This is a genomic window from Cellulomonas sp. ACRRI, assembly GCF_022346185.1.
In the GTDB taxonomy this organism is placed as follows: Bacteria; Actinomycetota; Actinomycetes; order Actinomycetales; family Cellulomonadaceae; genus Cellulomonas.
The window spans coordinates 1-11597 of sequence record NZ_JAKRMS010000134.1 but is presented as its reverse complement, the minus strand read 5'-3'; the positions used below and the strand labels follow the sequence as shown (position 1 = coordinate 11597).

10 protein-coding genes are annotated in these 11597 nt (G+C 77.0%); 7 read left to right on the top strand and 3 right to left on the bottom strand.

Annotated elements, in window-relative coordinates; genetic code table 11:
- Window positions 1–901, bottom strand: a 901-nt coding sequence (locus MHY85_RS17890; protein ID WP_239198968.1) for a DUF222 domain-containing protein, incomplete at its 3' end; no start/stop codon positions are given.
- 181 nt (window positions 902–1082) lie between these two features.
- Window positions 1083–2615, bottom strand: coding sequence for a DHA2 family efflux MFS transporter permease subunit (locus tag MHY85_RS17885; RefSeq protein ID WP_239198965.1), 1533 nt, complete (start codon window positions 2613–2615; stop codon window positions 1083–1085).
- A gap of 180 nt (window positions 2616–2795) precedes the next feature.
- On the opposite strand from MHY85_RS17885, the gene MHY85_RS17880 reads away from it, so the two are divergent.
- Window positions 2796–3242, top strand: coding sequence for an ATP-binding protein (locus tag MHY85_RS17880; protein ID WP_239198962.1), 447 nt, complete (start codon window positions 2796–2798; stop codon window positions 3240–3242).
- A gap of 9 nt (window positions 3243–3251) precedes the next feature.
- On the opposite strand, the gene MHY85_RS17875 is transcribed toward MHY85_RS17880, so the two are convergent.
- Complete coding sequence (locus MHY85_RS17875) at window positions 3252–4028, bottom strand: endonuclease/exonuclease/phosphatase family protein (protein WP_239198959.1); 777 nt, start codon at window positions 4026–4028, stop codon at window positions 3252–3254.
- A gap of 59 nt (window positions 4029–4087) precedes the next feature.
- Here MHY85_RS17875 and MHY85_RS17870 point away from each other — a divergent pair, with 59 nt between their 5' ends.
- The 6 genes from MHY85_RS17870 to MHY85_RS17845 all read left to right on the top strand — a co-directional run bounded on the left by MHY85_RS17870 (window position 4088) and on the right by MHY85_RS17845 (window position 11554).
- On the top strand, window positions 4088–4717 hold the full coding sequence (locus MHY85_RS17870; RefSeq protein WP_239198956.1) for a nucleotidyltransferase family protein: 630 nt from the start codon (window positions 4088–4090) through the stop codon (window positions 4715–4717).
- Window positions 4718–4857: 140 nt separating this feature from the next.
- On the top strand, window positions 4858–5442 hold the full coding sequence (locus MHY85_RS17865; RefSeq protein ID WP_374234003.1) for an RNA polymerase sigma factor: 585 nt from the start codon (window positions 4858–4860) through the stop codon (window positions 5440–5442).
- A gap of 120 nt (window positions 5443–5562) precedes the next feature.
- Window positions 5563–7140 (top strand): hypothetical protein, encoded by a 1578-nt coding sequence (locus MHY85_RS17860; RefSeq protein WP_239198953.1) that lies wholly within the window; start codon window positions 5563–5565, stop codon window positions 7138–7140.
- A gap of 142 nt (window positions 7141–7282) precedes the next feature.
- Window positions 7283–7834 (top strand): hypothetical protein, encoded by a 552-nt coding sequence (locus tag MHY85_RS17855; RefSeq protein ID WP_239198950.1) that lies wholly within the window; start codon window positions 7283–7285, stop codon window positions 7832–7834.
- A gap of 299 nt (window positions 7835–8133) precedes the next feature.
- Entirely contained in the window at window positions 8134–10149 is a 2016-nt protein-coding gene (locus tag MHY85_RS17850; RefSeq protein WP_239198947.1) for a beta-galactosidase, read from the top strand.
- Between the two features lie 160 nt (window positions 10150–10309).
- The gene (locus MHY85_RS17845; protein ID WP_239198944.1) at window positions 10310–11554 is read left to right on the top strand and encodes a maltose ABC transporter substrate-binding protein; all 1245 of its coding nucleotides are present in this window, start codon (window positions 10310–10312) and stop codon (window positions 11552–11554) included.
- The last annotated feature ends 43 nt before the right edge of the window (window positions 11555–11597 follow it).

Sequence of the window (11597 nt, the reverse complement as noted above, 5' to 3'; positions counted from 1 at the left end):
CGGGGACGTCGCCCACGACCAGGTCGCGGAGTCCGTCGGCGCGGAGCTGGTCCAGGGTGCGGGGGTCGCCCAGGGCCTTGGCGGTGCGGGCCGCGTGGTGCAGGACCCCGTCGACCCGGGTGGCGTCCTCGGCGGCCAGGACCACCCACATCGCGGCCATCCCGTGCGGGCGTCGCCGGGGCCGGGTGACGCGGCGGGTGCACCGGGCGCGGGTGTTGCGGCCGGCCTCCCCCTTAGGGTCGGCGATCCGGACCTCGCGGGCGACGCGTTGCTCGAGCTGCCGGCGGGAGCACTGGGCCGCGTCGGGCAGGACCGCGTCCTCCACGGCGTGCGCGGCCTCGTAGGGCAGGTCGATCAGCCCGCTCGCGAGGACCTCGGCCTTGCCGGCGTCGATGTGCCCCGTCTCCAAGGCTTCGCGGGTGGCGGCGAGCATCCCGTCGAGGGTCAGTGCCCGGTGCACCGCCTTGTTCGCGGTCATCAGCGACCACCCGAGGCGCATGGCGAGCTCGTCCCCGGCGACGCACCCCTGGGTGGGTGGGGCACCGGCCAGCGGTGACCACTGCGGGCTCATCTCGGGCCGGTTCGCGAGTTCCGCGACGGCGTCGAGCATCGCGGCGTGCTGGTGGGCCTCCATCCGGGCCCGGGCCGCGACCACCTCCACGAGGATCGCCGGGGCGAGAACGGTCAGGTCCAGCGCGCGCAGCCAGGCGTCGAGCACCGGCCCGGGTGGGCAGGTGGCGATCGCCTCGACCTGCCGTTGCTCGCCCGTCCTGGGCGCCCCGCCGAACGCCACCACGGGGTCCGGGCCGTAGTCGGTCAGGCACGTCCCGTCGGCGGCGTAGACCGGCAGCACCGGGCCGGCGACCACGTCGCCTCCGGGGTGTTCCTGCAGGTCAGCCATGCAAGAACGCTACCGGCCACCACCGACACCACCCCCGGCCGAGGCACCCGCTCTGGGGACCACGCACGCCCCGCGCGCTGTGGAGGACTCGGCGCACGCTCACCGAGCCGCCGTCGTCCTCGGAGCGCGCCTCGCGGGCGGGACGGGGAGGTCGCGCACCCCCGTGGACCGCCGCGCACGGTCAGTCGCGGGCGTCGCCGCCCACGGATCCCGTGGGCGCGCTCGGCGGCTCCGGAGCCCTGGGCGCCTCCGGTCGCGCCAGCACGGCCGAGGCCGGCGGCGTCACCTCCGCCGCCGACCCCGGGATCGCGATGGCCGACACGACCGCACCGGCGGCCATCAGCCCCGCGCACGCCAGCATCGCCACCGGGTGCGCGTCGGTCAGCACGTCCGGGTCGGACAGCCCCGCTCCGACCCCGGCGACCAGCGGCAGGACGGCGACCGCCAGCAGGCCGGCGACCCTGGCGACCGCGTTGTTCGTCGCCGACGCCACCCCTGCCAGGTGGTCGGGCGCGGCGGCGAGCGCGGTCGCCGTCAGCGGCGCGACGGTCAGCACCAGCCCGACGCCGACCAGCAGCACCCCGGGCAGCACGTCGAGCAGGTAGGCCGCGTCAGCGCCGATGCCCCCGAGCAGCACCGCCCCGGCGCCGGCCAGCAGCGGCCCGACCGTCATCGGGATGCGCGGGCCGATCCGCGCCCCGAGCGCCCCGCCCTGGGCGGACAGCAGGAGCATGAGCAGGGTCACCGGCAGGGAGGCGATCCCGGCGGCCAGCGGCGACCATCCGGTCACGACCTGGAGCGTGACCGGGAGGAAGAAGAAGATGCCGGTCAGCGCGGCGTACACCAGCAGCGTCGCGAGGTTGACGGCGGCGAACGGCCGCCACCGGAACAGCCGCAGCGGCAGTGCGGGGTGGTCGGAGCGCGCCTCCGCGACCAGGAACCCGGCCAGCGCCAGCACCCCGGCGGCGCTGACGGCGGCGACGGGCCCGGTCAGCCCGCCCTCCTCGGACCACGCCGTGAGCGACCAGGTGAGCGCCCCGAGGCCGAGGCCAGCGAGCACGGTGCCGAGCACGTCGAGCCGCCCGGACGCCTCCGGGTCGGCGGACTCGGGCACGAACCGCAGCGCCACGGTCACGACCAGCGCGGCGAGCGGGATGTTGATGCCGAACACCCACCGCCAGCCGACCTGCTCGACGATCCAGCCGCCGAGGAAGGGCGCGACCGCCCCGGCCGCGCCGCTCAGACCGGACCAGGCGCCGATGGCCCTGGCGCGGTCGCCGGCCACGAACGTCGCCTGCAGGATCGCCAGCGACCCGGGGGTGAGCAGCGCGCCGCCCACGCCCTGGAGCGCACGGGCCGCGACGAGGAGCCCGACCGTCGGGGCGAGCGCGCACAGCACGGACGCCGCGGCGAAGGCCACCGTGCCGATGACGAACACCCGCCGCCGGCCGAACCGGTCGCCCAGGGACCCGCCGAGCAGCAGCAGCGCCGCGAGGGTGAGCGCGTAGCCGTTGACGGTCCACTGCAGCCCGGCGGTGGTCGCGCCGAGGTCCGCCGCGATGGCCGGCAGGGCGATGCCGACCACCGTGCCGTCCAGGAAGACGAGGGCCGAGCCGAGCACCGTCGCGAGCAGCGTGCCGCGGCCCGCGGCGGAGCGCAGGACGAGCCCCGCGGGTGCGGGACCGGGCGCGGCGTCGGCGGCGTCGACGGGCACGGGACCTCCTGGCGGCTGGGCGACGGGCACCGGCGCCGGAGCCCGGTCCGGTGCCTGCCGTGCCCTGCGACAGTACGGCCGGGGGCCGGGACCGGACACCCCCCCCGGCACGGGCTTGACACCCCTACCCGGCGTGTCGTTCGGTCAGCGCGCACGCGCCGCGTCAGGCACAGTAGGCGGGTGGGTGACGTCAGGGACCTCCGTTCGGCGCCGGGAGCGAGGCGCGCCGACGCGCGCGCCGAGCACGACGAGCTGGTCCTGGACGCCCGTCGGTCGGCCCCGCGCGCGGCGCGGCACTGGATCATGCACCGGGTGGCCGCGTCGGGTGTCTCGGGGTCGGCGAACCAGGTGATCGAGCTGCTGACCGGCGAGGTGGTGGCCAACGCCGTCGTGCACGGGCCGGAGCACGGCCGGGTGCGCGTGGCGGTGCGGATCGACCACCGGGGCGTGCGTGTCGCCGTGACGGACGAGAGCCCCGCCCGCCCGCAGGTGCAGCACCCGGCGCCGACCGCGGTGAGCGGTCGCGGCATGGCGCTGGTCGAGGCGCTGTCGCGCACCTGGGGCGTGGACGAGCACGGCGCCGACGGCAAGACCGTGTGGTTCCTGGTCGACCCCGAGGCCGACTGACGCCGACGGTCAGCGCGGGCGGTCCCCGAGCGCCAGGTCCACCACCAGCGCCCGGTGGTCCGACATCCCCGTGTCGACGGCGACCGGCTCGCTCGACGGCACCACCGGCCCGTCGAGCAGCACGTGGTCGATCTGCCGGTCCGGCACCCCGACCGGGAACGTGTCGACGCGGCCGACCGAGCGCCAGCCGGAGACGCGCGCCGGCGTCGCGCCCTCGAGGTTGAGGTCGCCGGTGACCGCGATCGGCCGGGGCAGGGCCCGGCACGCGCGCACCAGGTGCCGCAGCTGCATCACGTTCCACGCCGTGATGAACGTGAGGTGCGTGGCGACGACGGTGAGCGGTCCGTCGGGCGTCTCGACCACGGCGGCGAGCGCCGCGCGCTGCTCGTCCTGCACGAGCGACGGCCGCCGGTTGCCGCGGTGCACCATCGGCACCCGGCGGCGCAGCGTCGGGAGCGTCAGCACGCGCCACGCGCTGACCGGGTGCCGGCTGAGCAGCGCGATGCCGTAGGCGGCGATCGCCGGCTGGTCCTCGCCGGTCGCGGCGGTCCACGTCCCCGGGTGGCCGTGCAGCGTCGCGACGAACCGGTGGGCCTGCGCGCCCATCGCCTCGGCGGCGACCGCGGTGAGGTCGGCCTGGTGCGACCGCGGCTGGTCGCGGTCGACCTCCTGGAGCGCCAGGACGTCGGCGTCCAGCCCGCGGACGGCCCCGGCGAACCGGTCGAGGTCCACCTTGCCGTCCGTCAGGCTCCGCCCGTGCAGGATGTTGAACGTCGCGAGTCGCACGCCCGCGATTCTTCCCGTCGTCCTGCGGACGCGCGCGTCGTCGTGCAGACTCCGGGGGCATGACCTCCGACGCCGCCACCGCTGCCGTCGCGGGTGCCGAGGTGGGCCCCGGTGCCGCGGACCCGCCCGACCCGCGCACCGCCCTGCAGGACGCCCTGCGGATGGCGGCGGTCGCGCTGGAGGAGGCCGGCGTCCCGTTCGCCCTGGTCGGCGGGTACGCCGCCTGGGCCCGCGGCGCGCCGGAGCCCGACCACGACGCCGACTTCGCGATCTCCGAGGACGACGTCCCGCAGGCCAAGGCGGCGCTCGCGGCGGCCGGCCTGGACGTCCAGGACCCCGCGGAGAACTGGCTGTTCAAGGCGTTCCACCACGGGGCGCTGGTCGACATCCTGTTCCGGATGGTCGGCGAGCCGATCACCCACGAGATGCTCGCCCGGTCCGACGTGATGGAGGTGCTGGCCGTCCGGATGCCGGTGCTGGACGCGACGGACATCATCTCCGCGAAGATGCGGGTGCTCGGCGAGCACTACTGCGACTTCACGCGGATGATCGCGATCGTCCGGGCGCTGCGGGAGCAGGTCGACTGGGACCGGGTGCGGCGGGAGACGGCGGCGACCCCGTACGGGCGGGCCTTCCTGCTGCTGGTGCACGAGCTGGGGATCTCCCCGGTGGGGCCGGCGCCGCGCTGAGCCGGGCGGCCGCCGAGGTCCCGCGCGGGCCCGGCGCGACTCGCCCGCCCGGTCGGTGCAAGGACCGGCCCCGACGCGACACAGTGGTGGCACAGGCGTGCGCCGTCGCGCGCGCCCCGCCACCGACGCGAGGGGAACGCGTGCACAGCGCTCGACAGCCTGCCGCCGGGACGGACGCCGCGGGGTCCGACGTGCCCGCCGACGCTCCCGCGGGCCCCGACGTGCCCGCTGAGTCCGGTGCGGCCGGCGCCGCGCGCGACGAGCCCTGGTTCGAGGACCTGTTCGCCCGGCACGCGCCCGCGGTGCACCGGTATCTGCTGCGCCGGGGGGCGGGTGACGACGCCGAGGACCTCGCCGCCGACGTGCTGACCGTCGCCTGGCGACGGCGCGCCGAGGTGCCCGAGGGCCACGAGCTGCCGTGGCTCTACCGCACCGCGGGGTTCGTGCTCGCGAACCACCGGCGCAAGGGCCGCCCGGTCCCGGTCGAGACGGTGCCCGAGGAGCCCGACCCCGACGACCCCGCGGTCCGGGCGGTGCGCGACGAGCGGGTGCGCGAGGCGCTGGCCCGGCTCGGCGCCCGCGACCGGCAGGTGCTGCTGCTCACCGCCTGGGAGGGGCTGTCGGGCGACGACCTCGCGCTCGTGCTCGGGGTGTCCCGCGGCGGGGCGGACGCCGCGCTGTCCCGTGCGCGGTCCCGGCTCCGCGAGGTGTGGGCGGCGGACTGACCGCACCTCGCGCACCGGTGTCGCCGGGGCGTGTGCAAGGCCCGGCGGCCCGGGGACACAGAGGGGGTGGACGCGCCCGCTCCGCACCTGAGACGGGCGCACGACCCCGAGGAGGCCACCGTGGACGAGCACCGCGACCAGCACCCGGCCGCCGACGGCGGCTCGCCGGGCGGGCCCGACGACGCGCGCACCGGCCGGCCCGGCGGCGCCACGCCCGGCGGCGCCGCGCCCGGCGGCGCCGCGCGCACGGACCAGCCCGGCCGCACGGCGCCCGACGACGAGGCGCTCGCGCGGCTCCGGGCCGCCGACCCGGCCGCGGGCTCCCGGCTCGACGCGGACGCGCTGCGGGCCGAGGTGGCCCGCCGGGTCGCCGCCGAGGAGGCCACCGGGGCTCCCGACGGGGTCGAGGCCGACGCAGGCGCCGCGGTCGTCCCCCTCGAGCCCCGCCGCCGCTCGCGGTGGCTCCAGGTCGCCGCGGTGGCCGCGGCCGCGGCCGTCGTGGCCGGGGCGGGTGGCTACGCCCTGGGCACCGAGGGCGGTGCCGACGCGGTCACCGCCGGGGCCCCGATCACCCTGTCCGTCCCCGGCGCCGCGGCGGAGGGCGCGATGAAGATGGACGCAGCGGGGTCGACCGCGGACATGAGGATCGCGCCGTGGTTCGGCGGCCGCGCGGTGTTCACCGCCTCGGGCCTCGCCGACGACGCCGGGTCGGGGCACGCGTGGGCGTTCGACGCCGCGTCGGTGTTCTCGGCCGAGACCGCCGCGCGCGTCGCCGGCGTCCTGGGCGTCCCCGGGGACCCGGTCCTGCAGTACGGCGCGTGGACCGTCGGGTCGCAGGACGGCTCGGGCCCGAGCCTGTCGCTGCAGCCGGACGGCACGGCCGGGCTCAGCTACTTCGACCCGACGCGCGACCCGTGGTCCTGCACCGCGTCCGCCCCCGACCAGCCCGGCGGGGGCGCGACGTCGGACGGCGCGGCGGGCACGGCCGCCGAGGGCGGCGCGGCGGTGGAGGTCGCCCCGACCCCGGAGCCCGCGACCCTCGACCCGGCGCTGGTGGACCCGGCGCTGCCGTCGGTCGTCGGCCCGTCCTGCGACCCGGCGGCCGGCCCCGCCCCGACCGGTGACGCCGCCACCTCCGCCGCGCGGGACCTGATCGGCGCGCTCGGTGTGGACCCGGACGGCTTCCAGTACGAGGTCGTCGACACCGGCGACGCCCGCTCGTCGGCGGTGACGGCCTACCAGGTGCTCGACGGGCAGCAGACCGGGCTGACCTGGTCGGTGACGCTGGTCGCCGACGGCGTGCAGTCGCTGTACGGCTCGCTGGCGCCGCTGGTCGACCTGGGGGAGTACCCGGTCGTGGGCGCGGCGACGGCCGTCGAGCGGCTGAACGACCCGCGGTTCGGCGCCGGCTTCGGCGGCGTGATGCCGCTGGCCCGCGCCGAGGTCGCCGACGACGCCGCCGCGTCCTCGTCGTCCGCGTCCGCCGACCCGACGGTCCCCCCGACCGCCCGGCCCGGCGCCGCGATCCCGTGGGCGGTCCAGCAGGTGACGATCACCGGCGCGCGGCTCGGCGTCAGCCAGGTGACCGGCGCCGACGGCTCGGCGCTCCTGGTGCCCGCCTACGAGCTGTCCGACGCCGGCGGCTCGACGTGGAGCGTCGTCGCGGTGGACGAGGGCTCGCTCGATCTCGCCGGGTGACCGGTGACGCGCCCGGCCGCGGAGGGCGGCCGGGCGCGCAGGGGGCGACAGCCCTGACGCGGGCGGGGAGCCGGAGGGTGGCTCCCCGCCCGCGTGCGTGCCTGCGGTTGCCGACCGGCGCCCGGCACGGGACCGTCGGTGGATGGGACGACGACACGACAGCACCGGTCACCGCACGCACCACCGCGCCGGCCCCGGGCCCGTCCCGGGCGACCCGACCGTGGCCCTGGCGCCGCCCGGGACGCCATCCCGGCGCCGGGGCACCGCCGCCGGCCTCCTCCTGCGCAGCGCGGTGCTCGGCGTCGCCGCGGGCAGCCGGGCGTCGCTGGCGCTCGCGGCCCCGACGCTGGCCGACCCGGCGAGCGGCCGGGTCAAGCGGCTCGGCGCGCGGCTGGGTGTCGTCGCGGAGCTGACCGGCGACAAGCTGCCCAGCGCCCCGAGCCGGCTGGACCCGCCCGGCCCGCAGAGCCGCGCGGTGGCGGCGGCGCTCGGCGGCGTCGTCCTGGCCCGGCAGCGCGGCCGGTCGGTGGTGCTGCCCGCGGCGACCGCGGCGCTGTTCTCGGCCGCCGGCACCTGGGGCGGGGCGGCCTGGCGCGCCTGGGCGGCCGAGCGGGGGCCGGACTGGCGCGGCGCGTTCGCCGAGGACGCGGTGGCCCTGACCCTGGCCACCCTGGCGTCGCACACCCGCCGCTGACCCGCGCGCACCGCGACGTCGCCCGCGAGGGAGCAGCCCTCCGCGAGGGGGTGGCCGACGCGTCGAGCGAGTAGTCGGCGGCTACCCCCTCGACGCGTCGGCCACCCCCTCGCCGCCTCCGCCGGGCCGCGCCGGGCCGCGCCGGGCCGGCTGCCGCGGTTCGGTCGTCGCCGGCGCGCGCGGCGCGTCTGCACCGTGCACGGTCACAGTTGCGTAACAGAGGCGACGCCGCCCTGTGCCGGGCTGCCGCCTGGACCGTACTGTGACCGTGCACAGCGAGGTGAGGGAGCAGGAGCGGGATGACGGAGTTCGGCTGGCCGACGCGGGGGATCTCCTACGGCGGCGACTACAACCCGGAGCAGTGGCCGCGCCACGTCTGGGACGAGGACGTCGCCCTGATGCGCGAGGCGGGGGTCAACCTGGTCAGCGTCGGCATCTTCTCCTGGGCGCTGCTCGAGCCGCGCGAGGGCGAGTACGACTTCGGCTGGCTGGACGACGTGCTCGACCTGCTGCACGCGAACGGCATCGCGGTCGACCTCGGCACCCCCACCGCCGCCCCGCCCGCCTGGTTCTACGCGACGTACCCCCAGGCGCGCGTCGTCACCCGCGAGGGGGTCGCGCTCGGCCCGGGCTCGCGCGGCATGGTCTCGCCGTCCTCGCCCGAGTACCGCGCGGCGGCGGCCCGGATCGCGGGCGCGCTCGCGCACCGGTACGCGGACCACCCCGCCGTGGTGCTGTGGCACGTGCACAACGAGTACGGCGCGCCGGTCGGCGAGGACTTCTCCCCGGCGTCCGTCGCGGCGTTCCGGGGCTGGCTCCGGGAGCGCTACGGCACTCTCGACGGCCTGAACGCCGCCTGGGGCACCGCGTTCTGGGGCCAGGTCTACGGCGACTGGGAGCACGTCGGCGCACCGGGCGCGACCGCGTCGACCCCGAACCCGGCGCAGCGGCTCGACTTCGCGCGGTTCACCGACGAGCAGCTGCGCGCGTGCTTCCGCGCCGAGCGGGATGCGATCCGCGCCCACGCCGCCCAGCCGGTGACCACGAACTTCATGGCCCACCAGTCGTACAACACCGACCTGTGGCGCTGGGCGCGCGAGGTCGACGTGGTGTCCGACGACCACTACCTGTGGTCCCCGGACGAGGACGCGCACGTCGGCCTGGCGCTGTCGGCGGACCTGACCCGGTCCGTCGCGCGCGGCAAGCCGTGGATCCTGATGGAGCACTCGACGTCGGCGGTGAACTGGCAGGGCCACAACATCGCCAAGCGCCCCGGGGAGATGCACCGCAACGCGCTGACCCACCTGGGGCGCGGTGCCGACGGCATCCTGTTCTTCCAGTGGCGGGCCTCGCGCTCCGGCGCGGAGAAGTTCCACTCGGCGATGCTGCCGCACGCCGGCACCGGGTCCCGGGTGTTCCGCGAGGTCGTCGACCTGGGCGCGAAGCTGGGCCGGCTCGCCGAGGTCCGGGGCTCCCGGGTGCTGGCGGACGTCGCGGTGCTCTACGACTGGGAGTCGCTCTGGGCCCAGGACCTGGAGTGGCGGCCGTCGGACGAGCTCGGGTTCCGCGAGCGGGTCCGCGCGTACTACGAGCGGCTGTGGCGCGACGGCGTGACCGTCGACTTCGCGCACCCCGAGGACGACCTGTCTAGGTACCGCCTCGTCGTCGCCCCGTCGTCGTACCTGGTGACCCAGGCGGCCGGCAAGAACCTGGCGGACTACGTGGCCCAGGGCGGCACCCTGCTGGTGTCCTGCTTCGCCGGCGTCGTGGACGAGCACGACGCGGTGCACGAGGGCGGCTTCGGCGCCCCGCTGCGCGCCGCGCTCGGCCTCACCGTCGAGGAGTTCCTGCCGGTCCGGCCCCAGCACGAGGTCGCGGTCGAGCTGGCCGGGACGACGATCCCGACCGCCGCGTGGAGCGAGCACCTGGCCCTGGACGGCGCCGAGGTGCGCGGCACCTACCGGGGCGGGCCCGCCGACGGGATGCCCGCCATCACGCGGCACGCGCACGGCGCGGGCGCGGGCTGGTACGTGAGCACGCGGCTGGGCGTGGACGCGCTGGCCCCGGTGCTCGCCGAGGTCTACGCGGACGCCGGCGTCGTGCCCCCGGGGCTGCCCGAGGGGCTCGAGGTCACGGTCCGGCGCGGCGACGCCCACGACTACGTGGTCGCGGTCAACCACCGCGACGAGCCGGTCACCCTCGGGGTGCCGGGCACGGAGCTGCTCTCCGGCACCGACGCCGGGGAGTCGTACGAGGTCGGCGCGGGGGAGGTGGCGGTGCTGCGCACCGCCCGCCCGCAGGGGGGTGGTCGCTGACCGCACGACCGAGGCTGCGCGCCGCCCCGCCGGGTCCCTCCGGCGGACGGGGCGGTGCGGCAGCCGGCACCGCGGGGACGCACCGAGCGCCCCGCACCCACCACGGGTCGCAAGGACGCGATCGACGCGCACGCGGCGGCCCTCCCGGAAAGGACGACACATGCGCAGGCACTTCGCAGCCGGCGTCGCCGCAGTGGCGACCGTGGCTCTCCTGGCCGCGTGCAGCGGCGACCCCGCCCCCGCGACCACGGCGGACGGCAGCGCCCCCGCCGAGGGCTCGGGCGGCGAGCTGGTGATCTGGTCGGACGCCGAGCGCGCCGAGGCGATCAAGAACGCCGCGGCCGACTTCGAGGCCGACTCCGGCGCCACCGTCACGGTCGTGCAGAAGAACTTCGAGGACCTGCGGGCGGACTTCCTCGCCCAGGTCCCGACGGGCGAGGGCCCGGACATCACCGTCGGCGCGCACGACTGGCTCGGCGAGTTCGTCGAGTCCGGCGTCGTCGACACGATCAGCCTCGGCTCGCGCGCCGACGACTTCGAGCAGGTCACGCTCGACGCCTTCACCTACGACGGCCAGCTGTACGCGCTGCCGTACGCGCAGGAGTCGGTCGCGCTGATCCAGAACACCGCGCTCGTCGGCGACACGGCCCCGCAGACGTTCGACGAGATGATCCGGATGGCCACGGACGCCGGGTTCGGCGACCGGCCCTTCATCCTCTACACGAACGGTGCCGAGGGGGACATGTACACGTCGTACGCGTTCCAGACGTCGTTCGGCGCCCCGGTGTTCGTCCAGGAGGAGGACGGGTCGTACACCTCCGAGGTCGGCATGGGCGGCGACGCCGGCCTGGCCTACGCCCGGTGGATCCACGACAACGGCTCCGCCGGCACCGGCTACTTCACCGACACCGTCGACTACGACATCGGCAACGAGCTGTTCGCGACCGGCCAGAGCCCGTTCATCATCCAGGGCCCCTGGACCATCCCGACGTACCAGGACGCGGGTGTCGAGGTCGCGGTGAGCCCGATCCCGTCCGCCGGGGGTGGCACCGCGGCGCCGTTCGTCGGCGTGCAGGGCTTCTACCTGTCGGCGCAGTCGTCGAACGCGCTGCTCGCGAACGACTTCCTCGCCAACTACGTCGCCACCGACGAGGCGCAGCATGCGCTGTACGACGCGGACCCGCGCATCCCGGCGCTGACCGCCGTGGCCGAGCAGGTCAGCGACGACCCGGTCATCGCAGGCTTCCTCGCCTCGGCGCAGAACGGCGTGCCGATGCCGAACATCCCCGAGATGGGCGCCGTCTGGGACTTCTGGAACGCGGCGCAGATCGCGCTGATCACCGGCCAGGACCCGGACAGCACCTGGACCTCGATGGTCACCAGCGTCGAGTCGGCGATCGGCTGACCACCCGGGTGCGGGCGGGGCGTGCGCGCCCCGCCCGCACCAC

What these genes read in the sequence shown, in the direction of transcription:
- MHY85_RS17855 (WP_239198950.1), top strand. Translation starts at nt 7,283, where the DNA reads ATGGGACGACGACACGACAGCACCGGTCACCGCACGCACCACCGCGCC.
- MHY85_RS17870 (WP_239198956.1), top strand. Translation starts at nt 4,088, where the DNA reads ATGACCTCCGACGCCGCCACCGCTGCCGTCGCGGGTGCCGAGGTGGGC.
- MHY85_RS17850 (WP_239198947.1), top strand. Translation starts at nt 8,134, where the DNA reads ATGACGGAGTTCGGCTGGCCGACGCGGGGGATCTCCTACGGCGGCGAC.
- MHY85_RS17845 (WP_239198944.1), top strand. Translation starts at nt 10,310, where the DNA reads ATGCGCAGGCACTTCGCAGCCGGCGTCGCCGCAGTGGCGACCGTGGCT.